Origin of the sequence: Lentibacillus sp. CBA3610 (genome assembly GCF_013373365.1) — a bacterium.
Classification (GTDB): Bacteria; Bacillota; Bacilli; order Bacillales; family Amphibacillaceae; genus Lentibacillus.
On sequence record NZ_CP035925.1, the window covers coordinates 161482 to 184926 of the forward strand.

Sequence of the window (23445 nt, forward strand, 5' to 3'; positions counted from 1 at the left end):
AGAAAATCATCCAGAAAAGTTAAAAACGCTTGGGTTTATTCGTTAATCCAAGCGTTTTATGCGTTCATTCGATTGTTATGTCTTTTTAAATCTAATCATTTTTCAGGCAGTATCCAATCCATTACATTATCCTTCATGTCCTTCTCACAAATCCATAGCTGTCACGGCGTTAATTTCCTCGAGCTCTTTCAAAGCTTCCAATTCCTGTTGTTCCGCATATTTATCAATGGTCAAAATCATAATGGCATCACCGCCGATATTGGAGCGGTCAACTTGCATGGTGGCAATGTTGATGTCGTGTTCGGCCAGAAGACTTCCCATTTTGCCGATGACACCGGGCAGGTCTTTATGGTGGATGATGACAATGTGTCCCTCTGGCATAACGTCCACGCTGTAGTGGTCAACCCGGACAATACGGGCTCCCAATCCATTCAGCAGCGTTCCGGAAACACTGCGCACACCTGATTTTGTTTTCACTTCAACTGTCATTAAGTTGGTAAAACCCTTCGTGGTTGAGGTCCGGTTCTCATGGATACTGATATCTTTCTTCTCGGCAAGATACAGGGCATTTACATCATTCACACGACTGCCGAGGTGCCGCTGCAGCAAGCCTTTGACAGCATTTCTTGTAATCGGTGCTATTTTCACGTCTGAGAGAGCACCGGAATAATAGATGTTCACTTCTTCCGGAACATCATCTGTCAATCGGATCAGGAACATGCCCAGTTTTTCAGCCAAATTAAAATAAGGCTCGATCTGACTGAGAACATCACTCGGAACAGCCGGCAAGTTGACCGGGTTTTTGACCATGTCACCTGTCAAATGCCTTAAGACGTCATGGCAGACATCAATGGCGACATTTTCCTGTGCTTCAACGGTGCTGGCGCCTAAATGCGGTGTGGCAACCACTTGCGGCAATTCAAGCAGTTTATGATCCTGGAATGGTTCTTCTTCCAGCACATCAATTGCAGCGCCGGCTACCTTTCCGGAGCTAAGCGCATCATATAAAGCATCCTCGTCAATAATTCCGCCGCGTGCACAGTTGATGATATATACGCTATTTTTCATAAGGTCAAACGCTTCCGGTCCGATCATGTGCCGTGTTTCTTTCATGAGTGGGGTGTGGACGGTAATGTAATCAGCTTCTTTTAAAACATTTTCAAGTTCACCGTATTCAATGCCCATCGTGTCGGCTTTTTCTTCGGTCAAAAATGGATCATAAGCGATGACATTCATCCGCTGTCCCTTGGCTCTGTAAGCGACTTCCGTACCAATACGGCCGAGGCCGACAATACCGAGTGTTTTATTTTTAAGTTCAACACCGACATGCTCCGACCGTTCCCACTTGCCATTTTTCAACGCCAAATGGGCCTGGGGGATTTTCCGGGAAAGGGCCATAATCATCGCCATGGTATGTTCTGCCGCCGAATTGGTGTTGCCGTTCGGTGCATTAACGACAATAATCCCATTTTCAGTGGCTGCATCGAGATCGATGTTATCGACACCGACACCGGCACGTCCGATGATTTTCAGGTTTTCAGCTTTTTCAATTATACTGCGTGTTACTTTGGTCTGGCTCCGCACCAATAATGCATCGAATTCCGGAATCCGGCTTTCCAATTCGTCCGGTTTCAAGCCGGTATCTTTGACGACTGTTACATTTTCGTTGGTATACAAAACATCGAGGCCTTCATCACTGATGGGGTCTGCTATTAATATATGAAACATTTACGAACCTCCTGAAAGCATAATTTCCTGGGCTGCCCGTGTCCCTTTTCCAAGCTCAATGGGTTTGCCGATTTTATTTAACGCGATTTCAATGATGCTGATTGTCTGCAAAATATCGGCAGGTGAACAATAGCCCATATGACCGATTCGGAATATCCTGCCTTTCAGATGCTTCTGCCCGCCGGCTGTTAACAGGCCAAATTCATTTTTGAGAACGTTCCGGAGTGTATCCGGGTCAAAATCATCCGCCTTGATAGCAGTCACTGTGGGTGAAGCGGCTTGAGCATTCGTTAAAAGCGGAATACTGAGTGCCTGAAAAGCCGCTCTTGTCATGTTCATCATTTGCCGGTGTCTGGAAAAAGTTGTTTCAAGGCCTTCCTGGTCCAGAAGTTCAAGCACCTGTTTCAAGCCAAACAACAGCGATAAAGCAGGTGTGAACGGTGTTGAGTCATTCGCCAGCTGATCGCGATATTTCGTTAAATCAAAATAAAAGGATGGACGGTCATTTTTTTCAATAACATTCCAGGCGCGTTCACTCACAGCCATAAATGTCAATCCTGGCGGGAGCATCAGGGCTTTTTGCGAACCGGTTATGAGGATGTCAATTCCCCAGGCATCCATTTCCATGTTCACACCGCCAATACCGGAAACACCATCGACAATAAATAAGGCATCTGAATGCTGCTGGATAACCTGGCCAACCTCCTGAACAGGATTCAACACGCCAGTGGATGTTTCACAAAATGTAGCAAAAACCGCTTTAATGTCAGGGTGCTTTTTCAGGTATTCCTGAATTGATTCCGGTTCTATGGCTTCCCCCCATTCAATATCAATACGGTGGGTGGCAATCCCGTATTCCGTACAAATTTGGGCAAAGCGGTCACCAAATGCACCTGTCACAATAACGAGCACTTCATCACCCGGCTGGACGGCATTGACGACTGCAGCCTCCAAGCCAGCCGTTCCGCTCCCTGAGATAATCAGGACATCCTGATCTGTACCAAATACAGGTTTTAATTTTGGTTTTATGGTATGTAATAAATCGTTTGTTTCCTGATCGCGGTGACCAATCATCGGCTGGCTCATCGCGCCGTTGACACTTGGTGGAATCGGGGTAGGGCCAGGAATGCGCAAAAATTGTTGATCCGGCAGCATGCTATATCTCCTTTCTATCATGAATACGGTTGTTTGATTTATCTATCATAGCAAATATGCCGTTATTGTCAATCAGTTTAATTAATTCCGATAATTCGGTTCTACCGGATAGACATATTACGCAATTAGGCGTATTCTTAAAATTAACAACTGACCATATAGAGGAGAGGGATTATTTTGCGTATTGTGGTATTGGGTGCCGGTGCTTTAGGTGTTTATTTTGGCGGGCGCTGGATTGAAGCCGGAGAGGATGTAACATTTTTAGTCAGGGAGAAACGAGCGGCCGAAATTAAAGAAAACGGATTGAAGATTAATAGTACACACGGCGATTACGAACTGAAAAATCCACAAGTCGTGACGGATGTCAATGAGATTCAGTCTGCAGATGTTGTGCTTGTCAGTGTAAAGGGATTTCATTTGGAGGGCACACTGGACGCTTTGAAATCATTAAGGGCTAAAGGTGCCTATGTGCTCCCGGTATTAAACGGCATCGAACATATCAGGATTTTGCAGGAAAAACTGGGCAAGGAATATATACTTGGTGGTCTGTCATATATTTTTGCCACGCTGAACGATAAAGGCCACGCAGAACAGTCAGGGGATATGCATCAGTTGATTTTTGGCGAGCTTGAACCTTCTCAGGATAAAATCTGCAAGAAGCTGGCGGAAATCTCCGAGAATGCCGGATTTATCTCCAAACATAGTTCCGACATTACGTTGGAGCTCTGGAAAAAATATATGTTCATCACAGCCTTGTCAGGGGTGACGACAGCTGCCAACCTGCCAATAGGTCCAGTCCGTGAGCATCCCGAAACACTTCATATTGGCGAAATGATGCTTCGTGAAATGCAAAACCTGGCAAAAAAATATGGAGCAGATATTACTGACTCCGATGTTGAAGCGGCTCTTCAAAATGTACATTCACTGGATCCTGAAGCGACTTCATCCATGCATAAAGATCGAAGGAAAGGACTGCAGCTTGAGGCAGATCATTTACAGGGTGGTGCGGTACGTTTAGCCGAGGAAGTGAACTTGAATGTGCCGTATACCAGGGCTGTTTTAGGGATGATCAAACCATTTGAACAGGGCTTATAGGATTTAATTTTTCAGATCAGTTATATGCATCATTTTTTTGGATATAATTTTAGATTGAAGTCCGAGAGAACGCTTATCACTGACAAAACGAAGGGAAAAACCAGCCGAAACGTCCGAGAGAACGCTTATCACTGACAAAACGAAGAGAAAAACCGGCCGAAAAGTCCGAGAGAATGCTTATCACTGACAAAATGAAGGGATAAACCAGCCGAGATGTCCGAGAAAGCGCTTATCACTGACAAAACGAAGGGATAAAACCAACCGAAATGTCAGAGAGAATACATCATTCGGCAGCCGAGTAGTTTTTTCTAAGTAACACCATTACGCTGACATAAATGAACGATGTGATATGTGCCCGCTAAAGATTAACGCAATTTCTTGGAGCCAGTTTTGATTAATAGTTTTTAAAAACAGACTCTGACCTTTTTACTGTTTTAGAATCCCATTTTTACCCCCTGCACCCAGCATGCAGGGGGATTTTGTTCATAAAAATTTTCCTATTCCCGTCCTTTGATGATCCGAGATTCCTTGTCCAATGCCTTAAACAACGCAATGACCATGAGTATCATCACAAACGAGAAAGGAAGTGCCGCGACAATAATCGTGTTCTGAATGGCTTGCAGTCCGCCGACATAAAGTAAAATCAGTGCAACAGAGGATTGTGCGATCCCCCACGCAATTTTCACCTTGTTTGGCGGCTCCAATGAACCATGTGTCGATTGGATCCCGAGAACGAATGTTGCCGAGTCTGCCGATGTAATAAAGAATGACCCAATCAGCAGAATCGCGACAATCGATAGGATGATCCCCAACGGTAATTGATCAAACATATTAAACAATACCAGTTCGGTCGTAAATTGTGTCAGCTCAATGCCACTGTTTTGCACGTCACCGGCTGTCGTACCGAATGCTGCATACCAGATGGAAACAAGCAGTGTCGGTAAAATCAGGACACCGGTCAAAAATTGGCGGATTGTACGTCCGCGTGATACCCGGGCGATAAACATACCGACAAACGGTGCCCACGATATCCACCATGCCCAGTAGAAAATGGTCCATGCATCCAGCCAGCCGCGATTATCGCTTTCAAGTGGTGCGGTCATAAAACTTGTTTGTATCAGGTTTTGCATATACATACCGAATGTCTCAGTGAACATATTCAAGATGAGCAATGTCGGTCCTACAATCAACACGGCAATCAGCAGTATAATGGCAAGTACCATATTCGTATTGGATAAATATTTGATGCCTTTGCTCAAACCGGACCATGCTGAGATGAGAAACAGCAGTGTCACAATAGAAATAATAACGAATTGTGAGTTGAAACCAACGTCAATACCGAACAGGTGAGACAGTCCGCCGTTAATTTGCACGGCGCCAAAGCCGAGTGATGTAGCCACACCAAACACTGTTGCGAAGACGGCAAGCACATCGATCAATGTACCAAGCGGCCCATTCATTTTTTTGCCGAACAATGGCTTCAATGTTGAAGAAATCAATCCGGGTTCACCTTTACGGAACTGGAAAAATGCCAGTGCCAGTGCGACAATACTGTACATGGCCCAAACGTGAAGACCCCAGTGGAAATAGGCATAGGACAGCCCTTCCTTGAATGCTTGATCGGATCCTGCTTCAGCGGTCGGCGCATCTGACATATAATGGGATAATGGTTCAGCTGCACCATAAAATACAAGCCCGATACCCATACCAGCCGAAAACAGCATGGCAACCCATGTTGGTGTAGAGAAATCCGGTTTGTCAGTATCTTTGCCGAGCCGGATTTGCCCATATGGACTTATAGCGATAAAAATGGAAAAGATGACAAGTGCGGACATGAGGAGCATATAATACCATCCAAATGTTGTAGCAACAAAGGATTGGATGTTTCCGGTTATTTGTTCAAATTGAGCCGGGAATAACGCCCCGAATATGACGGTTATGATGACTAAAGCGACAGTGATGTAAAAAACACGTGATACTTTCTTCATGAAGCCCCCTAAAATTTTTTGACGTAATGACGATTACAATATCAACTAATCCAAAAACCTGAGATTCTCCCCCTTTGTTAAATAATGCTATTTTATTATTATACGGAATTCTACAGGAATTACAAATATTATTCTTAGGACAATGCCACACATAAATGGTATATTAACAAAAAAGCGGCCATTCCAAATTGAATTGGGAACGGCCGCTTAATATGGAGTACCAAGGGTTTTTCCGGCGTCAGATTTTGTATATAAATTAAAATTGAGACACCATCATAAGGGGACCTCCAGTTACGTTCAGTTATCCATCATCTTTTTCCGTCGCTGTTCTTCTGACAGGAAGTTAAAAAAGGTCTGCAAGCTGAATTTTGGTTTGGCTTTAACGTTATTGATGTACTCATTTTTCTTATAATCATTCACATGCTCGCTGTCCTTAATCCGTTTAATAATATGATCCATGCCGATTTGTCGGATTTCTTTATTTACATGCCTGGATTCTTTAAACAGCGCAGCTCCAATGGCACCTAATAGTGCGTAGACACCGAGTGCGATCAACATATCCTGATTGTAACCCGTAATGACCAGCATGAAAAATAGATTGATAATCGAAATGCTCAGTAATGGAATGGCGATGAACATATATTTGGAACTTTTCTTAAGTTTTGGTTTCACCAGTTCATCAATAATTTCGAGTTCTCTCTCAATAAATGTTGGCATACCTTTTGACATAAATTGGTTCATACGTGATATCCGCTCCTCAAAAATTTATGAATCAAGTTTATCGTGAATCAACTGTCCAGTAAGTTGATCAAAATGATTGAATTGGTATGAAAAAAGACCTGACCACTTTGGCAAGGCCTGCTAACAACTATTCGCTGCCAGCAAAGCCGAAAATATAAAACTGTTTCGACATGACGACTTTGCTGAATAAGAACATTCTGAAGACTATTCCTTATCTTTATTATATAATGATAACCACTATTTGTCATATTAAAAGCTTGGAATAAGAGATTTTTGCATTAAAAGTGAAAAGGCAGGATTACGCGCATCATTTGGCGAAATAATAATTTGTATACACTTTTAGCTTTTGTTTTAAACGGCCATATTGAAAGATAGATCATTACAAAATATTGGAGGGAGTTAAATTGGCAACCATTGAAGACTTTATGGAACTGGATATGCGTGTCGGAACGGTTATGAAGGCTGAGCCATTTCCGGAAGCTAAAAAGCCGGCCTTTAAATTAGAGATTGATTTTGGCAAAGAGATAGGTATGAAGCAGTCCTCAGCACAAATTACGAAACGTTATGAACCTGATCAGCTTATTGGCAGGCAGGTGGTTGGCGTGATCAATTTTCCGCCGATGCGGATAGCCGGTTATAAATCAGAAGTACTCGTGATTGGCGGTGTTCAGGAAGAAAACGATGTCGTATTATTGAGCCCGGATGAACCGGTGAAGAATGGCACACGGATTTCATAGGAGATGATGAAATAGAAGAGGGGGAGGAGAATGCCTGCATGTCAGAATTGCGGGAAAGAATGGTCCTGGGGAACAACATTTAGAGGTCTGATACGAGTCAGTATGGCGATGAAATGTCCGTATTGCGGGGAAAGACAATATGGAACAGCCTCATCGGGAAGAAGAATGATGGTAATCGGTCTGATTCCGATACCGCTTGTTTTCATCATTCCATATATCAGTGGTATGACGGTTTGGATCGCTCTTGCCCTGGCAATCGTGATAAGTGTCGTTTTGATCATTATCATGCCCTTTTTTCTGAAACTATCAAATGAACAAGAGCCATATTGGTAGGGGGAGTATTATGCGGAAAGTTGACGTGGTTCCTTATGACGCGCTTTGGCCGCTGCTGTTTGATATTGAAGCGGGAAAGCTGCAAGAGATTTTTGGAGGCAGGGTGCTTGAAATCCACCATATTGGCAGTACATCTGTGGAAGGAATGCATGCCAAACCGGTTATCGATATAATGCCGGTCGTCAGGGATATCGGCATGATCGATCGATTGAACGTCAGCATGGAACGAATCGGTTATGAAGCAAAAAGGGAACATGGGATACCTGGGCGCCGCTTTTTCCAGAAAGGCGGGGACGACCGTACGCATCATGTTCATGTGTTTGAAGCAGGTAGTGTCCATATTGAGCGGCATTTGGCGTTTCGGGACTATTTGCGTAATCATCCCGATGAAGCGTCCAGCTACAGCCGGCTGAAATTGGGTTTAGCTGCACGTTTTCCTGCTTATATGGATGCCTATATTGAGCGAAAGAACCAGTTTGTCGAGGAAACTGAGCGGAAGGCACTGGCGTGGCATCGGGGAAAAAGCATTGGCTAAGGGGGTGGCGTTTTTTGGCAAAAATGTTAACACTTCAGCCGGAAGCAGAACTAGCCCGGATGCTGGAAAACCGGGCAGAATAACTACCCTGAGATTCGCTCCTGCTCTTGCGGCTGCTTCATAATCGATGCCATGAGCAGAACACCAACCATTCCCAGCACCAGAAATCCTAAACTCATCATGTAGCCCGGCACGATTCCCCCGATTGTAATGGCGGCACCACCAATGATCATCATGCCCTGCTCCATGAAACTGTCAATGGCCAGGTAGGAACTGCGCTGTGAATCGGGTGTGAGCTCTGCCAATAAGCTTTGCCTAACAGGTATCAGGATGAGTTCACCGAGGGAAATCAGCACCATAAACCCGACCAGAAGTGATGGCGAGACAGTATAACTGAGCAATGCATAACTGACGACATAGACCGTCATCCCGTAAATCAGTCTGCTGTAATCAGATGTCCTTCGAATGAACCATGTGACAACCCCCACCGCAAACACCACAATTAATGTGTTTTCTGCTTGCAGGATGCCTGTCATATTGATACCGCTAATTGTAAATGAACCGAACCAAGTCGTTTCTGCCATATTTCGTTCCAGGTTAACCGCAATATAATTGGTCAAATGACTTTCAAGCGACAGGACAAGCATTGAAGCGATCATAAACATCATGAACGTCCGGTCTTTAAAAACAGCTCGATAATTGGCGAATATGGAAGCAGGTTTCATGGTATTCCCGGTATCGACTGCTACAAATGTCTCACTGATGAAGAAATAGGTGATGACTCCGGATATGATGGTGACCGCTGCGACTGTCAGAAACAGATAAAAAAGATAGTCTTCAAACAGGAATGCTCCGGTTATGCTACCGATTGCAATGGCCAAGTTGGAAATCCAGTACTGGGCAGTAAAAACAAAATTCCGCTCATTTTTACCGACAAGATCGAAAATCATTGCTGTCGACACAGGAATGTACAGACCGCTAAAAAACATGTTGATCATGAAAAGCACAAAGCTGACATATGGCATGACGGTCCAGGGGGAGTTAAAGAAAGCAATTGCCAGATATGAAAGCCCCATTGCCGTTTCGGACAGCACCAGCAGTTTTTTGCGGCCAATCCGGTCAGACACGTAACCGCCGAAGAAACCGCCAACAATTCCCGAACCAATGACCAGGATGACGAGAATACCGGTAATGGCTGCTCCGACGAGCTGACTGAAATAGATGGCAATAAACGGCATGATCGCCATCGTTGCCATCGTGGTGACGAATTGCAGATAAAGACGTATTCTGATGGAGCGATGGAGCTGCCTGAATTTTTTCATTGATGTACCTCCTGGATCCCAAATAGGCGAAGTGCCTGATTCTTAAATGTACTGGTTTGATGGGACTTGGAGTGGTCGGTGAAACTCAGGCGCATGCCCATAAGAAACGCCAGATACCCGTAGCTTACCTCTTCTGGATTACTTTCCGGTAAAAACCCCTTATCCATCCCGGTTTCAACAATACTTTTAGTGAAAGAACGGAACTCATCTGCAAATTCGTCCAGTACTTCCATTTCATCAAAGCGTTCCGGCTGGCCGATAACATACTGGACGACCCGTAAGTATTGCTCTTTTTCCATAAAGAGTCCAATATGCCGGTCTACCAGATTGTTAAAAGTTTCAAACGTCATAGATTCAAGCTCTTCGCGTGCGGCTAGCATATGTTGTCTAAATTCCTGAAGCGGTTCGGTTACACATGCCCGGAGTAGTGCTGCTTTGTTTTCGTAATAGGTAAAAACTGTCCCAAAGCTGACACCGGCCTCTTGGGCAATGTCTTTAATCGTCGTTTTGGAATAACCGTTTTCTGCAAAAAGCTTTAATCCGGTCTGGAAAATTGCTTCACGTTTTTCATTGGATTTTGGTTTCGCCATTTAAAGGGCTCCTTTAAATGATTGATTAATCAATTATTTATTATAGTTAAATTATTTCGTATTTGCAATAAAGGATTTATTAAAGTGGATATCGAAGTGAAGAAAGAGGAGGAGAACATCATGCAGTTTAAATTATTGACTCAGAAGCAGGCTGAATCTACAGCTTTCCGCTAAAGTCATTCGGAAGACCGAAAAGGTAAGTGAACAATCTTATTAAGCTATCCCATATGAAAAGGAGTCTGAAAATATGGCATTGGTCCTTAAAGAAAGAAACAACATAAACCCGGATCAATTGAAATACTTATATAGCAGTGTTCAGTGGACAGCCTATACAAACGATATGCCGCGATTGGTAGAGTCGATAAAAAACTCACTGAAAGTCATCACTGCCTGGGATGGTGATCAGCTTATTGGATTGATCCGGGCTGTCGGTGACGGGTGTACGATTATCTATATTCAGGACATACTGGTTTTACCGGATTATCAAAATACTGGTGTCGGCTCACAATTAATGGAAAAACTCCTGCTGGAATATCAGAATGTGCGGCAGAAGGTTCTTTTGACACATGATGAATCGGTTACAAGAGCCTTCTATGAAAAGCACGGATTCGAATCATGCGATCAGGGGGATGCGGTTGCCTTTGCCAGGTTGGAATGAGGCAGTTTTCAAATTGAATTGAAAACGATATATTTAAAATTTCTGCCGAGTATGTTGTCCTTTTCAGACATATATAACACAATACATTAAAATAACCCATCATTCCTGCTATAATAGACGTAACAGAATGGAGGATTACAATGCGGATTAAAATCACGAGTGTATTCGTAGACGACCAGGATAAAGCGCTTCAATTTTACACGGAAGTTCTTGGCTTTCAGAAAAAAATGGATATGCCGGCAGGGGATTTCAAATGGGTGACCGTTGTATCACCGGAAGAGCCGGATGGTGTGGAGCTGCTGTTGGAGCCAAATAATAACGATGCGGCGAAAAATTACCAGGAGGCCATTTATGAAGAAGGGATTCCAATAACATCTTTTGTCGTGGATGACATCCAAGCGGAATATGACCGTTTAACGAAACACGGCGTCGAATTTTCGGTGGAACCGACAGAAGCAGGTCCGGTAACATTTGCGATTTTTGATGATACGTGCGGGAACCTGATTCAGATTTCACAAGCAAGATAAAGAGGGAGGACGTTTTATATGGAGGGGACACAAACGAAAACGAAACTGGTGGAGGAACTGCGGGAAGTGTTGGCAAACGAACGTGTGACGACAAATGAAACCATATTGGAGCAGCACAGTTCGGATGAATCGTACCACACACCACAGTTGCCGGACATTGTCGTGTTTCCGGAAAATGCCGATGAAGTGAGTAAGATAATGAAATTGGCAAACGCGTACGATGCACCTGTTGTGCCATATGGTTACGGATCCAGTCTTGAGGCGAATGTTATTCCGGAGCAGGGCGGCATTGTGATTGATTTTGCCAACATGAACAAGATTTTGGAAGTACGGGAAGATGATTTTCTTGTCAAAGTGCAGCCAGGTGTTACCCGTTCACAGCTGGAAAAAGAGTTGAAAAAGTACGGACTGTTTTTCACGGTTGATCCTGGTGCGGATGCGACACTTGGCGGAATGGCGTCAACAAATGCCAGTGGCACAACGTCAGTAAAATACGGCATCATGCGTGATAATGTGCGTGATATGGAAGTTGTGATGGCGGACGGTTCGATTATACATACCGGCAGCATGGCAGCTAAGTCATCGTCCGGTTATAATCTGAATGGACTGTTCATCGGTTCAGAAGGGACATTGGGCTGTTTCACTGAGCTGACATTGAAAGTCATTGGCATTCCTGAGCACATTATGGCTGCAAGAGCTGAGTTTGATAGTGTTGATGATGCCGTAAATGCAGTGATTGCTGTTATGCAGGCTGGAATTCCGATTGCCCGCGTGGAGCTGGTGGATCAGGAAGCCATTAAACAGATGAATTTATATAGTGAAACCGGTTATCATGAAGTGCCAACATTGTTTCTTGAACTGCACGGGAATGAGGCGGGCTTGAAGCATGATATCGAGTTTATGGAAGAAATTGTGAATGATATGCACTGCAGGCAAATTGAATTTGAAACGGAGACTGCCGGGCGCAATAAGCTGTGGGAAGCACGTCACAATGCAGCATACGCATTCATTCACAATCATCCGGGCAGAAAGCAGATGGTCACAGATGTTTGTGTGCCGATTTCCGAACTGGCCGGTGCTGTGAAAGACGCGCGGGTTGCTATTGGTGAATCCGGGCTTTCCGGCGGTATTGTCGGGCATGTCGGGGACGGCAATTATCATATTTTATTGATGCTTGATCCAGGCAATCCGGATGATATTGAGCGTGCGGACCAAGTGAACGAGCGAATTGTCAGCTATGCACTTGAACGTGGCGGTACATGTACAGGTGAACATGGCGTCGGAACAGGAAAACAAAAATACCAGGAACGCGAACATGGCGAGGCGCTCAGTGTCATGCGCAAAATCAAGCATGCTCTTGATCCTGATGACATGCTGAATCCAGGAAAAATTATAAATTAAGTGAAGCGCTGATATTCGGGTCGAAACGCATGATAAGCTCATTCTGTATAAATTTTCTGCATCATTTGGTAAACTATAAGAAATACAAGCCTAATGGCGGCAGAATGGTGGTGATTCAGAATGAGTTCTTTGTTAGCTGATCATGCATGGTATGAATTGGTGGGCCCCGTTACGCTGGCGGCAGCAGTGCTTCTCTGTTATTGGTATATTCAAAACCATTATCAAATCACCCTATTATAATGTAACAAACACACAAATGATGTATTTTTTCATAGCGGTCAGTTTGTTTGTTTTGGTAAAAGGGACGCCTTTTGCTGTCATTGCCGGCAACTATTTGTTCAGTGCGCTTATACTGCAGCTTTCCGTCACGTTTTTTATGACAGTGCCGTTGTTCATCCTTAGTTTGCCGGAGCAATATCTGGCAGTCTTTTTCTGGCGCCACAGACGGTCAAAAATAGCAAAAATGCTATTTAAGTACCCTTGGCCACTGGCGATCATGTTTAATGGACTTGTCACACTATTTTTTGTCCCGTCAGTTTTTAATTTCATTCACGGGAATATACTGCAGTTTTTCTATGAGGTGCTGCTGGTTACGTTTGCTTTTCTTACATGGTGGGTCATTATCGAGCCTTCGGAGGAAGTGGCTGATCATAGTTATTTCAAGCGACTCGTTTATGTATTTTTTATGGCGTTGTTCCTCATGCCGATCGGAATCTTTCTTTTGGTTTTGCAGGATCCGGTCTACACCTCGTATACGGCGGTCTCAGGTGAACTGATTCCTGCGTTGACGGCTGTTTATGATCAGCATCTTGCAGGCGGGGTACTGAAATTCATGCAGTTGACAAGCTATTCGTTCGCCCTGTTTTACCTGCTGAAAATGTGGGGATTGCGTGAGGAGGAAAACGAAGGGAAAGTCGATGATGACACAGTCGTTGTTCAAGGCATTCCCATCAAATTGAATGAACACAACAAGCGAAATAGATGGAAAAAACGATAAAGAAAAACTCAGGCCCAGCCTCTTCTTTCCAGAGGTCAGAGGCCGGAAGTCAGACTTGAAGAAATCGCTGAATTAGCCGATTTCAAAGTTGGAAACTTCTCCTGAAATTAAATTTAAATAAAACAGCTTGCGGCATCAATGGCTGCAAGCTGTTTTTTTAGTTGTTTGCTATCCCCAAACTTCTTCAGCTACGTCCACGATAAATTTCAGCTTGGCCCACTGCTCTTCCTCGGTCAGTTCATTGCCATGGTGTGTTGAAGCAAATCCGCATTGCGGGCTTAAACAGAGCTGTTCCAGTGGCACGATGTCAGATGCACGTTTAATTCGCTCAACAACGTCCTGTTTGTCTTCCAGTTCGCCCGACTTCGATGTCACGATACCAAGCACAACGCGTGGTCCATTTTCCGGAATGTATTTAAGGGGATTGAAGCTTCCAGAGCGTTCATCATCATACTCAAGGAAAAACCCATCGACGTTGCCTTTTGCAAACAGCTTAGGCGCTATGCGGTCATATCCGCCCTCGAACGCCCATGTAGAGCGATAATTGCCCCGGCATAAATGCACGGTCACCGTTAAGTCATCCGGTTTTGTCGCCAGACTTTCATTCAGGACACGGACTGCCAGGTTTATCCGATAATCACGTTCTTCACCCGGATCCTCGTTCCATGGTACGTTGTCAGAACCCAGACCGGCAATATAAACATCATCAAACTGCAGGTAGCGCAGGCCGGCATCGTAAAAAGCCTGGACTGCATCCTGATAAGTTTTGATGATATTTTCCGCATACGTCTCCAAATCCGGATATATGTCCGGGTTACGGATGCCATCATTGAAGAACATATTCGGACTAGGGATGGCAAATTTCACATCCGCCCTGGCGTCAACAGTGTCAATCAGATATTTGACATCCTGCAAAAACGGGTGGTCCGGATTAAAGGAAATGTTACCGGTGTTCCACACATTGCGTTTTTCCGATTCCTCACCTTTAAACGCATAACCTTGTTCAGGAACGTAGCCTTCAAATCCGTTTAAATGCTCCATGAAATCAAGATGAAAAAATGTGCGGCGAAACTCGCCATCGGTTACAGCCTGTAAGCCGGACTCAATTTGCTTTTCGACGACGCGTTTAATCTCTGTATTTTCCGCCTCTCGTAACTGATCAGCGGTAATATTGCCCTTTTTGAATTCACTTCTTGCTTCGTGCAGGCGATCAGGGCGCAGCAGGCTGCCGACGTGGTCTGCACGGAATGGTGCTTTTGTGAGTGTTTTAGTCATTTTAATCCTTCTTTCTGTGTGTATAGTTTTCATAAATATTTTAAGGCAAAATAGCAAAGGAACGTACCGGAAATCCGGTTGCACCTTTTGCTTTTGGCACAATGTTGAAAATTATGGCACCTTTAGCGGGGACTTTATCAAGATTGGTCATGACTTCCACCTGGAACGTGTCCTGGTCGAGCACATAATATTCGGCTACGAGTGCGCCGTTTTTCTGGAAATCAACGGCTGAGTCGGTATCGAATGTTTCGTGACCGATTGCCTTGATATTCCGCTGTTCAAATAAGAATTGCAGTGCTTCCACCGACCAGCCGGGTGCGTGACTGTTACCTTCATCATCTTTGTTGTCGAATGATTCCTGATTCGGCCACCGTTTGCTCCAGTCAGTACGCAGCGCAACAAACGAACCCGATTCAATCTCGCCGTGTTCTTCCTCGAATTTCAGAATATCATCTGAATCGAGTGTGAAATCATGGTTTTCGGCGGCTTCTTTTGATTTGTCAATAACGATCAGCGGCAGCACTAACTCCTGAAGCTCTAATTCATGCACATAACGTTGATCACCAGGGACAAAGTGAATGGGGGCATCGATATGTGTCCCATATTGCCCCGGAAACGTAAATTGCTGGGCAAAAAACCCGTCATCATGGTCGAAAAGTGTCTTGAAATCTGCCGGATCAAAAGCTGAAAAATGGGGTGAATCTGGTCCGAATGCATGCGTTAAATCAACCCATTCCTTTTCCTTTAATAAATTGATTGCTTCGATCAATGTGTTGCTCATATTCCCACCTCATCTAAATATTTATTGAATTCATAACGAACATGACAATGCAAAAAGCCCCTTCCTATAAGAAGAGGCTTGAATTCATAGTCATTCACTCTTCTTATCTGTAAGCATAACGCTTTCTGGAATTAGCACAGTCATAGACCGATGCTGAGGCTTCAAAGGGCCAGTCCCTCCACCTCTCTGGATAAGAACGATTTATTCAGTTATGTATTAATGAACAGATTACACCCGTTATGGTTGAATGTCAAGAACAATCTTCAAAAGGAGTGTGTGAGCTCTATTATGTTAAAATATTTATAAGCTAATGACAAAGACGGGGAGGACAATAATTGAGCGGGGAAGCAAAATTTGAGATTGGTTTTCATATTTTCATATTACTGGTTTCAGTCGGAATCGTTTTTTCATACGCCATGAGTGACTTCCAGGTTTTTTATATGACTCTCGGTGTCATTATTGGGGCGATTAGTCTTATTCGACTTGTGAAGCTGCTGAAAAAACCGGAAACGAAGAAATAAAGTAAACCCATACATTTTTGTGTATACCCTCCTTGTTAAGATTAGAAATGTAAGAACTTATTAAAACAAGGGGAGGAAATCCGAATGAAAAAGCCGTGGTATAAGAAGATTTGGGTTTGGGTGGTTGCTGTTATTATCATAATAGCAATTGGGACAGTAAATTCTGATGATGTAGAGGAAGATGAGGCTGCCGCGGAAACAGATGCAACGGAAACAACAGAAGATAATGATACAGATACGTCAGGGAATACCGATGAAACAGATACAACAGAAACAAATACATCTGAAGCAGATACAGAAGTGGAAGAAACTGACGAGTCAACAGAAGAGAATGTCGAGGAAGAAACTGTTGAAGAAACACCTCAGGAAAAAGCACTCAGAGAAGTTGTTGAGCTGATGGATGAAGGATTAGCTTTTGATACGGGCTCTTACGTTGAAGGCGACATTCCAGAAGGGGAATATGCGTTCATTCCATTTGATGGCAGCGGCAAATATTATAGCGAAACGGACAGTGCCGGTAACATTATCGATAATGAAAATTTTGATAGCTTCGGATACGTATATGTGCATGGCGCTGCGAATTTGGAAACACATGGCGTATTAGTCAGTGTCGATGCATTTGAAGAGTTGAATGTCAGCGGGGCCAAAGAACTCTATGAACAGATGAATGGTGCTGAAGACTATAAGGAATCCGGAATGTATAAAATTGGCGATGATATCGAACCAAACCAATATACGATTGAAAGCATGGGTGAAGGCTATACAGCCATATTATCCGGTCCTGTCGGCGATAATGAAATTGTTGACAATAACATTTTCAATGGAAAATATAATGTTAATGTCTCAGATGGCCAGTATTTAAAAGTTTCGAAAGGCAAACTTGCTGATTAAGTGAAAAGATAATTGTGAAGAGATTGGGACAAAAGCGCTTTTACTAGAGGAAAATCCGAACTTAAGTTGGTGCATATATACCGCTACGGAAATATACTTAGTGCTCGTCGTGTTGCAAGGGAGGTCGGAGAAGCAGCACTCCTCGCAACTCGTAGCTTACTCGGTGGGTGTTTCGCTCGTCGCTTTCCGCGGGCGGCTGGTGAGCCTCCTCGTGCTCGTCGCGTTGCAAGTAATCTCGGCGAGGCATACGCTCCTCGCAGAAAAGATTGCTTGCGCACTGCGGGGTCTCACCTATGCCTATCCTCCCGCTGGAGTCTCCGTATATTTCCTCCGCTAAAGTAATTTATTGTTCATCTTTAGAATTGATCATTTTGGTTATGTCCCAACCTCTTTTAATACCCTAACCAGTGTGCAGTTCTGATTTTTTCTGTTAAGTTGAAGGAGAGGGTTTTCAAATATTTTTAACAGATTTGCCAGGAAGTCCCCTTCACTGTGATTTAGGTGGAGGGTTCACAAGGATGAGCATTGCTGTTGCTGTATAAAGGGTGAATTCCATGGTCCATGCGTATATCATGATGTTTTTTGTTGTGATTTTTTATGCAGGCAATATACTGACTGGAAGAGCTATTAACGAGCTGCCGCCATTTACGATTGCATTTTTCCGTTTGGTGGTTGCGTTTATTGTTATGTTGCCATTTGGCCTTCGCAGTGCTTGGGAATATCGGCATAAATTTTTCGACTATAAGAAGCCATTTTTGATCATGACACTGACAGGTATCACGTTTTTTAACACGTTCATCTACGGGGCACTGCAGTTTACAACATCCACGAATGTATCCGTGCTGGAGACTGTCATACCTGTCGTGACTATTGTGCTAAGTGCAGTCCTGTTAAAAGAAAGACTGCGGAATGTGCAAATCATCGGGGTGTTGGTGTCGCTTATCGGTGCTGTTTGGGTTGTATTGGATGGCAATATTTTTTCGATTACCAATATGAACTGGAACATAGGTGATGCGATTATGATTGGTGCCATTGGCTCATGGGCAGCCTACTCCATTTGGGTCAAAAAATATATGCCTTTATTCCCGCAGTTTGGTGCACTCTTGACGATGAGCGGGATTTCCATCATTGTGCTTCTGCCGATTGTCGTTGTGGAATGGCTTATTGTCGGAATACCGGGTGAATTAACAGCGCCATCGAACATCACGGGGTTAGCTTATCTCGGTATTTTTCCATCGTTCATTGCATTAATTTTTTACAATCGCGCTGTCGGCATTTTGGGTGCTTCACAGGCGCCGGTATTTTTAAACTTCCTGCCGATCGTTACGATGATTGGAGCGTACCTTTGGCTGGGCGAAATGATCACGCAAATGAAGGTTATTGGCGCTTTGGCGGTCATTTTTGGTGTTATGCTGACGACAAAACAAAGCAGCAAAACGGGAAAATCAGCAGTTCGGAAAAAGGCAAATTGACGCTTGCATATGGCGCGTGCCAGTCAAAACTGAAGGTAAAATCTCAGCTGAAAAACTTTTAATATAACCGCATATTTTGGGTAAACTAATAAGACCCATTTAAATATTCAGGAGTGAAATCATGTCATTAAGCGGAGAGATAATATCCGGTGAATTCGATCAACAGACTGAGGAATTTATACTACAACAAGTAAAACATCTTTCAACAGAAACAACCCTTAATGAAAAACAGTTGACGAACCTGTCTGATTATCTGAGTAAAAAAAAACATGACCCTGATGGTCAAGTTCTTACCTTGTATGATCAAATACTTATCCGTTTAAACCAGGAAGAAGTTGAACAGTTTTTAACTGATTTGGATACTATTAAATCCCTTTATTATTAATCCTGATTCCAGCAATTTTTTTATGATGTAACATCCTTCATCGATATCATCCAGTTGGTTCAAGTTTGTTCTCTTTACTATATAAGTTCAATAGATAATCGAGCTGCTGACTGCATTGTATCGTTCTTTGGTCAGTTAAGCCATACTTCATCCCCAAATCAATCATCTCTCTCTTTTTGCAGAGGATTTGGAATTTTAATATTTTCCGAAATGGCTTTGGTTCGAAAGCTTGCATGTTAACCTTCCTTTCAAGATATGTAAAATGACTAGGACCTTTGCCTTAATCGCACAAAATCTATTATGCCATTAGTGAAATAAAATGCAATAGATTCTGCAAAGAAAGTCAAAACCTTACAAAAAACGACATACACCTTCATTTTAAGATAAAATGCAGCGTTAGATTAGATCATGATATGTCATAAAAAGACCGGCGGAAATAGCAAAAAAGACTGTCTTTTAAATAAAAGTTATATAACAGTTGGAAATGATTTAAAATTACGAATAATTCATAATATAATGGAAATATATTTGTATAAAGGAGGCGTTTTGATCGATGTCCAATTTTGGTAACCAAGTGCAGTTTCAAATCTACCAAACGATGCAAAATCCTAATCCTGACAGGCTTCCCGTCGTCTATGAAGAGTGGGAGGCGTTCAACAAGTGCTGCAAAATATGATTGCCGATATGGATCTGACAATGGGACTGGCCGGCCAAAAATCGGCCGCAGAATTTGACCGGTCAATGGTGCAAAAAGCAACCTGAACATCGATGTGCGGCAGTCCGTTTTCTCTGGAGAACTGCCGCATGCCACGTTAACTGTTCCATTCCGCGAGCACCTTACCAATTTCCCGGCCGTGAATGACGTGATCTGCGTACCTGTCAAGCTCAGTCGGTTCCCGGTTGACAATGACCAGCCGGGCGCCATTTTCCTTGGCAATGAGCGGGAATTGGTTGGCCGGTGTTACACTAAGTGAAGAACCCAGTACGATAAACAAGTCGGCTTTTTCCGCTTCAGACAATGCAAATTGAAACGTTTCCTGTGGCAGCATTTCCCCGAATAAAACGATAGAAGGGCGCAATATACCACCACATTCACAATAAAATTCCTTGTTGACGTATTCCTCACTATTATATTCTTTGCCGCATGATTGGCAGTGCAATTTTGTTAAAGTTCCATGAAGCTCAGCAACATTATGACTGCCAGCTTTCTGATGAAAACCGTCAACATTTTGTGTGATGATTGACTTGATCAGGCCCTGTTTTTCCCAATCCGCTAAAATATGGTGCCCTTTATGCGGCTTGTAATCCTTTACGCTGAGTACCCGTGTCCGGTAAAAATCGATAAACGCATCTACATTGTTGTTCAAAGCGTCAGTACTGGCGATTTTGCTTGGATCCTCCTGCTGCCACAATCCGCTGCCAGAGGAACGGAAATCAGGCAGGCCGCTTTCGGTTGACATGCCGGCACCGGTATAAATGACCGTATGATTGGATTCGTTTAACCAATTTCGCATACTGGTGCATACCTCCTTAATTTTAAGCTCTCCTCGTTAATGAAGCTGTGATCAAAGGGAACTTGTTGACATAATTTTTATGAGGAACATTGGCGTTCTCGCATGAAACTTTGGCGAAATCATAGGATACTTTGGTGTTTTCACAACAAACTTTAGCGTTTCAGGCAACGAAGGTTCGGTAAACGCTATGATTCCATCCAGTGAAGTCTGAACTCAGATGCTGAGCATGCACAGTTGAGTTAATCTCTTCCAGCAACAGTATCCTGCCGTCATAGTTATCACCTTTACTGAGCAGTTTAAAAGAATCATAGCCTGTATGCAAATTTTGGTGGGTGCAGAAAAATTTTCTCAAAAACGGTACCTGCTTTAAAAAAGTTCACCCACGCAATTTTTAAACAGATTTGCCGTAAAAGATTCACAATGGTCAGTTTATAAAGTTTATTGCTGTTCTCATCTCTACAATCGCAATGAATTGCATTTAGGGGGCGGGAAAAAAATAAATTTTTTCATATGGCCCCTTTTTAAGTTTCGTTTCGATTGTAATAATAGAAGAAGCACTAAATATTACGGAAGGGACGACATAGCAAATGAAGCGATTATTGAATTGTACGGCATCAGATTTTGATGAAATGAACGGGGACCAGCTGCGACAAGCGATTGCGGCTTCTGAGGGGAGGGTCATGCTGTCGGAGGTGATCTGTGCGACAACGCCACTTTATCCCGGTTTAACCAATGCGGAATACGCTGCTGCTTTCGGGGCAGATATGATTTTATTGAATGTATTTGATGTTGATCAACCGACTATCGAAGGGCTGACTGTTGAAAATCCAAAAAATGTCATCACTGAGTTAAAAAAGTTAGTTGGCAGGCCGGTAGGGATTAATCTGGAACCTGTTGATCCTGATGCAGATAATACAGAAACACTGGTTAACTTACCAAAAGGGCGTACCGCTATCACTTCATCATTGGAAAAAGCTAAAGAGCTGGGTGTGGATTTTGTTTGCTTCACAGGCAACCCGCAAACCGGTGTGACGAACACGGCTATCTTAAAATCAGTGAAACAGGCAAAAACTATTTTTCAGGATGAGATTATGATTATCGCGGGAAAAATGCATGGGGCAGGTGTCAGGAATGAAGCAGGCAGCACGATTGTAAGTCAAGACTTCGTATCGGAATTTGCTCGGGCCGGAAGTGATGTTGTTTTACTTCCGGCGGTCGGCAGTATTCCAGGTACGACACCTGCCAAAACGGAGCAACTGATTCAAGCCGTTCACGAACAAGGCGCCCTGGCATTAACGGCAATCGGCACAAGCCAGGAAGGAGCGCGTGCAGAAACCATTCAACAAATGGCTTTGCAGAATAAAATGGCCGGCGCGGATATTCACCATATTGGTGACGCTGGAGAACACGGTATTGCTGTCGTGGAAAATATTATGGATTATTCGATTGCCATACGCGGCAAGCGGCATACGTATATCAGAATGGCGGCGTCAATTAACCGGTGAAAAAATGCCCAGCTTTGAACTCACAGCATGTTTGGCTGGCTGAGGCACATGCCAACTCATCAAGTTATCAATCATTTTCCCTTTTATTCAATAATTTGTGTAACCTTTTCCACTAAATTCCGTCTGTATTTAAAAACAGAGGAAGGCAGGGGGTCATGATGGCAAAAAGGTTATGTGTTTTAATGATTGTATGTGTTGGGATTGTGGTGACGGCTTGCAGCAATGAAACGGAGGACAATAAGTCAACTGCTGATCAGGCTGATATAAGTACAGAGGAAAAGGCAACAGAGAACAGCAGAACACTTACTGATGCAGACGATGCAGGCAGTGGGCAGGATATGGCCTCGACTGAACAGCAGGAAGATAATGCCGGTGGAGAAGAAGCCGCATCCCAAGCAGATGAAAGTACACAGGCTGATCGGAAAGTCATTTATAACGCTAATCTTCGTATTGAAGTGACGGATTATCAGGAAACGGTTGATAGTATACAAGCTGAAGTATCAGAACGCGGCGGGTATATCGTGGACTCGAATATGCATGAAGATGATGAGGAAGGGTCGATTAGCGGTAGAGTCACCGCACGGATTCCTCAGGGAGAGTTTGAAGAATTTGTTCAAATAGTGGAAGACGGCAGCAGCACTGTTATGGAGAGTTCCGTCTCAGGACAGGATGTGACAGAAGAATACGTTGATCTGGAATCACGCCTCGAATCGAAACGTGTGGTGGAAGAACGACTTCTTTCATTTATGGAAGAAGCGGACAAGACGGAAGATCTGCTCAACATTTCTGATGATCTTGCTACCGTTCAGCAGGAGATAGAGGAAATAACCGGACGAATGACTTATTTGGAAAACAAGGTCGATCTGGCTACTGTGACGATCAATATCCAGGAAAACAATGTAGCCATAGCCGGTGAGGAAGATTTAAATACGTGGGAAAAAACAAAACAGCAGTTCATGCAAAGTATTAACTTTTTGCTCTCTGCGTTTTCAGGGTTGTTTGTTTTTATAATCGGAAATTTGCCGGTTCTGATCATCTTAGCGGTTATTGCTGTTATTCTGTTTTGGGTGATAAATAAGCGAATCCGCGGAAAATGGAGAAATGAATGACGGACGGTTTCGCGGTGGTATGTTGCCCAAAGAAATAGAAAAAAGCTGGCTGACAATAAGCAGCCACAGGTCTGACCAGGTTGCTTATTCATGTGATTTACCCGGAAAATTTATTTTGCCAGCCATTTCGACAGTGGTGAAACACCAAGACTCTGGATAATTAGTGAAACCAGAACTGTGGCAAA

General features: G+C 43.5%; 24 protein-coding genes and 1 riboswitch. Of the genes, 14 read left to right on the forward strand and 10 right to left on the reverse strand.

Annotation, left to right across the window (positions count from 1 at the left end; genetic code table 11):
• Nucleotides 1-144: 144 nt before the first annotated feature.
• Together serA and Len3610_RS00870 are read right to left on the reverse strand one after the other, a co-directional pair.
• Nucleotides 145-1728 carry a phosphoglycerate dehydrogenase gene (serA, locus tag Len3610_RS00865; RefSeq protein ID WP_176446284.1) on the reverse strand — a complete coding sequence of 528 codons (1584 nt, stop codon included), beginning with the start codon at nucleotides 1726-1728 and terminating at the stop codon, nucleotides 145-147.
• Entirely contained in the window at nucleotides 1729-2883 is a 1155-nt protein-coding gene (locus Len3610_RS00870; RefSeq protein ID WP_176446285.1) for a pyridoxal-phosphate-dependent aminotransferase family protein, read from the reverse strand. It lies immediately after the preceding gene.
• Between the two features lie 186 nt (nucleotides 2884-3069).
• On the opposite strand from Len3610_RS00870, the gene Len3610_RS00875 reads away from it, so the two are divergent.
• Nucleotides 3070-3978 carry a ketopantoate reductase family protein gene (locus Len3610_RS00875; RefSeq protein WP_369693667.1) on the forward strand — a complete coding sequence of 303 codons (909 nt, stop codon included), beginning with the start codon at nucleotides 3070-3072 and terminating at the stop codon, nucleotides 3976-3978.
• A 497-nt stretch (nucleotides 3979-4475) separates the two neighbouring features.
• Here the strand turns inward: Len3610_RS00875 and Len3610_RS00880 are convergent, their stop codons facing one another.
• Nucleotides 4476-5966 (reverse strand): glycine betaine uptake BCCT transporter, encoded by a 1491-nt coding sequence (locus tag Len3610_RS00880; RefSeq protein ID WP_176446287.1) that lies wholly within the window; start codon nucleotides 5964-5966, stop codon nucleotides 4476-4478.
• A gap of 297 nt (nucleotides 5967-6263) precedes the next feature.
• Nucleotides 6264-6707 carry a DUF5392 family protein gene (locus Len3610_RS00885; RefSeq protein WP_176446288.1) on the reverse strand — a complete coding sequence of 148 codons (444 nt, stop codon included), beginning with the start codon at nucleotides 6705-6707 and terminating at the stop codon, nucleotides 6264-6266.
• Nucleotides 6708-7111: 404 nt separating this feature from the next.
• Between Len3610_RS00885 and csaA the strand changes: the two genes are divergently transcribed.
• Genes csaA through Len3610_RS00900 form a run of 3 tightly spaced genes read left to right on the forward strand, consistent with a single transcriptional unit; the run spans nucleotide 7112 to nucleotide 8312 of the window.
• Nucleotides 7112-7444, forward strand: coding sequence for a chaperone CsaA (gene csaA, locus Len3610_RS00890; RefSeq protein ID WP_176446289.1), 333 nt, complete (start codon nucleotides 7112-7114; stop codon nucleotides 7442-7444).
• 30 nt (nucleotides 7445-7474) lie between these two features.
• Entirely contained in the window at nucleotides 7475-7777 is a 303-nt protein-coding gene (locus Len3610_RS00895) for a TIGR04104 family putative zinc finger protein (RefSeq protein ID WP_176446290.1), read from the forward strand.
• 10 nt (nucleotides 7778-7787) lie between these two features.
• Complete coding sequence (locus Len3610_RS00900; protein ID WP_176446291.1) at nucleotides 7788-8312, forward strand: GrpB family protein; 525 nt, start codon at nucleotides 7788-7790, stop codon at nucleotides 8310-8312.
• Nucleotides 8313-8395: 83 nt separating this feature from the next.
• On the opposite strand, the gene Len3610_RS00905 is transcribed toward Len3610_RS00900, so the two are convergent.
• A complete protein-coding gene (locus tag Len3610_RS00905; protein ID WP_176446292.1) occupies nucleotides 8396-9634 on the reverse strand; it encodes an MFS transporter in 1239 nt (412 codons plus the stop codon).
• Nucleotides 9631-10224, reverse strand: coding sequence for a TetR/AcrR family transcriptional regulator (locus Len3610_RS00910; RefSeq protein ID WP_176446293.1), 594 nt, complete (start codon nucleotides 10222-10224; stop codon nucleotides 9631-9633). The genes Len3610_RS00905 and Len3610_RS00910 overlap by 4 nt, the downstream gene beginning before the upstream one ends.
• A 247-nt stretch (nucleotides 10225-10471) precedes the next feature.
• On the opposite strand from Len3610_RS00910, the gene Len3610_RS00915 reads away from it, so the two are divergent.
• The 4 genes from Len3610_RS00915 (at nucleotide 10472) to Len3610_RS00930 (ending at nucleotide 13807) form a co-directional block, all read left to right on the forward strand.
• The gene (locus tag Len3610_RS00915) at nucleotides 10472-10882 is read left to right on the forward strand and encodes a GNAT family N-acetyltransferase (RefSeq protein WP_176446294.1); all 411 of its coding nucleotides are present in this window, start codon (nucleotides 10472-10474) and stop codon (nucleotides 10880-10882) included.
• A 140-nt stretch (nucleotides 10883-11022) separates the two neighbouring features.
• The gene (locus Len3610_RS00920; RefSeq protein ID WP_176446295.1) at nucleotides 11023-11409 is read left to right on the forward strand and encodes a VOC family protein; all 387 of its coding nucleotides are present in this window, start codon (nucleotides 11023-11025) and stop codon (nucleotides 11407-11409) included.
• A gap of 18 nt (nucleotides 11410-11427) precedes the next feature.
• Complete coding sequence (locus Len3610_RS00925; RefSeq protein WP_176446296.1) at nucleotides 11428-12810, forward strand: FAD-binding oxidoreductase; 1383 nt, start codon at nucleotides 11428-11430, stop codon at nucleotides 12808-12810.
• A 151-nt stretch (nucleotides 12811-12961) separates the two neighbouring features.
• Nucleotides 12962-13807, forward strand: coding sequence for a cytochrome c oxidase assembly protein (locus Len3610_RS00930; protein ID WP_176446297.1), 846 nt, complete (start codon nucleotides 12962-12964; stop codon nucleotides 13805-13807).
• A 168-nt stretch (nucleotides 13808-13975) separates the two neighbouring features.
• Here Len3610_RS00930 and Len3610_RS00935 read toward each other — a convergent pair whose 3' ends face one another.
• Nucleotides 13976-15082, reverse strand: a complete 1107-nt coding sequence (locus tag Len3610_RS00935; RefSeq protein ID WP_176446298.1) for a 5-methyltetrahydropteroyltriglutamate--homocysteine S-methyltransferase — start codon at nucleotides 15080-15082, stop codon at nucleotides 13976-13978.
• Between the two features lie 40 nt (nucleotides 15083-15122).
• The gene (locus Len3610_RS00940; protein WP_176446299.1) at nucleotides 15123-15863 is read right to left on the reverse strand and encodes a cyclase family protein; all 741 of its coding nucleotides are present in this window, start codon (nucleotides 15861-15863) and stop codon (nucleotides 15123-15125) included.
• Between the two features lie 100 nt (nucleotides 15864-15963).
• Nucleotides 15964-16060: riboswitch (SAM riboswitch) on the reverse strand.
• Between the two features lie 138 nt (nucleotides 16061-16198).
• On the opposite strand from Len3610_RS00940, the gene Len3610_RS00945 reads away from it, so the two are divergent.
• The 4 genes from Len3610_RS00945 to Len3610_RS00960 all read left to right on the forward strand — a co-directional run bounded on the left by Len3610_RS00945 (nucleotide 16199) and on the right by Len3610_RS00960 (nucleotide 19132).
• Nucleotides 16199-16384, forward strand: coding sequence for a hypothetical protein (locus Len3610_RS00945; protein WP_176446300.1), 186 nt, complete (start codon nucleotides 16199-16201; stop codon nucleotides 16382-16384).
• Nucleotides 16385-16468: 84 nt separating this feature from the next.
• Entirely contained in the window at nucleotides 16469-17275 is an 807-nt protein-coding gene (locus Len3610_RS00950) for a hypothetical protein (protein WP_176446301.1), read from the forward strand.
• 554 nt (nucleotides 17276-17829) lie between these two features.
• Nucleotides 17830-18747, forward strand: coding sequence for a DMT family transporter (locus Len3610_RS00955; RefSeq protein WP_176446302.1), 918 nt, complete (start codon nucleotides 17830-17832; stop codon nucleotides 18745-18747).
• Between the two features lie 121 nt (nucleotides 18748-18868).
• The gene (locus Len3610_RS00960) at nucleotides 18869-19132 is read left to right on the forward strand and encodes a hypothetical protein (protein WP_176446303.1); all 264 of its coding nucleotides are present in this window, start codon (nucleotides 18869-18871) and stop codon (nucleotides 19130-19132) included.
• Between the two features lie 46 nt (nucleotides 19133-19178).
• On the opposite strand, the gene Len3610_RS00965 is transcribed toward Len3610_RS00960, so the two are convergent.
• Complete coding sequence (locus Len3610_RS00965; RefSeq protein ID WP_176446304.1) at nucleotides 19179-19367, reverse strand: aspartyl-phosphate phosphatase Spo0E family protein; 189 nt, start codon at nucleotides 19365-19367, stop codon at nucleotides 19179-19181.
• A gap of 577 nt (nucleotides 19368-19944) precedes the next feature.
• Nucleotides 19945-20646 (reverse strand): NAD-dependent protein deacylase, encoded by a 702-nt coding sequence (locus Len3610_RS00970; RefSeq protein WP_176446305.1) that lies wholly within the window; start codon nucleotides 20644-20646, stop codon nucleotides 19945-19947.
• Nucleotides 20647-21233: 587 nt separating this feature from the next.
• Between Len3610_RS00970 and Len3610_RS00975 the strand changes: the two genes are divergently transcribed.
• The gene (locus Len3610_RS00975) at nucleotides 21234-22151 is read left to right on the forward strand and encodes a DUF7916 family protein (protein WP_176446306.1); all 918 of its coding nucleotides are present in this window, start codon (nucleotides 21234-21236) and stop codon (nucleotides 22149-22151) included.
• Between the two features lie 155 nt (nucleotides 22152-22306).
• Complete coding sequence (locus tag Len3610_RS00980) at nucleotides 22307-23260, forward strand: DUF4349 domain-containing protein (RefSeq protein WP_176446307.1); 954 nt, start codon at nucleotides 22307-22309, stop codon at nucleotides 23258-23260.
• The last annotated feature ends 185 nt before the right edge of the window (nucleotides 23261-23445 follow it).

What these genes read in the sequence shown, in the direction of transcription:
- Len3610_RS00895 (WP_176446290.1), top strand. Translation starts at nt 7,475, where the DNA reads ATGCCTGCATGTCAGAATTGCGGGAAAGAATGGTCCTGGGGAACAACA.
- Len3610_RS00885 (WP_176446288.1), bottom strand. Translation starts at nt 6,707, where the DNA reads ATGAACCAATTTATGTCAAAAGGTATGCCAACATTTATTGAGAGAGAA.
- Len3610_RS00905 (WP_176446292.1), bottom strand. Translation starts at nt 9,634, where the DNA reads ATGAAAAAATTCAGGCAGCTCCATCGCTCCATCAGAATACGTCTTTAT.
- Len3610_RS00920 (WP_176446295.1), top strand. Translation starts at nt 11,023, where the DNA reads ATGCGGATTAAAATCACGAGTGTATTCGTAGACGACCAGGATAAAGCG.
- Len3610_RS00970 (WP_176446305.1), bottom strand. Translation starts at nt 20,646, where the DNA reads ATGCGAAATTGGTTAAACGAATCCAATCATACGGTCATTTATACCGGT.
- Len3610_RS00935 (WP_176446298.1), bottom strand. Translation starts at nt 15,082, where the DNA reads ATGACTAAAACACTCACAAAAGCACCATTCCGTGCAGACCACGTCGGC.
- Len3610_RS00950 (WP_176446301.1), top strand. Translation starts at nt 16,469, where the DNA reads ATGAAAAAGCCGTGGTATAAGAAGATTTGGGTTTGGGTGGTTGCTGTT.
- Len3610_RS00870 (WP_176446285.1), bottom strand. Translation starts at nt 2,883, where the DNA reads ATGCTGCCGGATCAACAATTTTTGCGCATTCCTGGCCCTACCCCGATT.
- Len3610_RS00960 (WP_176446303.1), top strand. Translation starts at nt 18,869, where the DNA reads ATGTCATTAAGCGGAGAGATAATATCCGGTGAATTCGATCAACAGACT.
- Len3610_RS00955 (WP_176446302.1), top strand. Translation starts at nt 17,830, where the DNA reads ATGGTCCATGCGTATATCATGATGTTTTTTGTTGTGATTTTTTATGCA.
- Len3610_RS00975 (WP_176446306.1), top strand. Translation starts at nt 21,234, where the DNA reads ATGAAGCGATTATTGAATTGTACGGCATCAGATTTTGATGAAATGAAC.
- Len3610_RS00940 (WP_176446299.1), bottom strand. Translation starts at nt 15,863, where the DNA reads ATGAGCAACACATTGATCGAAGCAATCAATTTATTAAAGGAAAAGGAA.
- serA (WP_176446284.1), bottom strand. Translation starts at nt 1,728, where the DNA reads ATGTTTCATATATTAATAGCAGACCCCATCAGTGATGAAGGCCTCGAT.
- Len3610_RS00900 (WP_176446291.1), top strand. Translation starts at nt 7,788, where the DNA reads ATGCGGAAAGTTGACGTGGTTCCTTATGACGCGCTTTGGCCGCTGCTG.
- Len3610_RS00925 (WP_176446296.1), top strand. Translation starts at nt 11,428, where the DNA reads ATGGAGGGGACACAAACGAAAACGAAACTGGTGGAGGAACTGCGGGAA.
- Len3610_RS00980 (WP_176446307.1), top strand. Translation starts at nt 22,307, where the DNA reads ATGATGGCAAAAAGGTTATGTGTTTTAATGATTGTATGTGTTGGGATT.
- Len3610_RS00915 (WP_176446294.1), top strand. Translation starts at nt 10,472, where the DNA reads ATGGCATTGGTCCTTAAAGAAAGAAACAACATAAACCCGGATCAATTG.
- Len3610_RS00930 (WP_176446297.1), top strand. Translation starts at nt 12,962, where the DNA reads ATGAATTGGTGGGCCCCGTTACGCTGGCGGCAGCAGTGCTTCTCTGTT.
- Len3610_RS00965 (WP_176446304.1), bottom strand. Translation starts at nt 19,367, where the DNA reads ATGCAAGCTTTCGAACCAAAGCCATTTCGGAAAATATTAAAATTCCAA.
- Len3610_RS00880 (WP_176446287.1), bottom strand. Translation starts at nt 5,966, where the DNA reads ATGAAGAAAGTATCACGTGTTTTTTACATCACTGTCGCTTTAGTCATC.
- Len3610_RS00910 (WP_176446293.1), bottom strand. Translation starts at nt 10,224, where the DNA reads ATGGCGAAACCAAAATCCAATGAAAAACGTGAAGCAATTTTCCAGACC.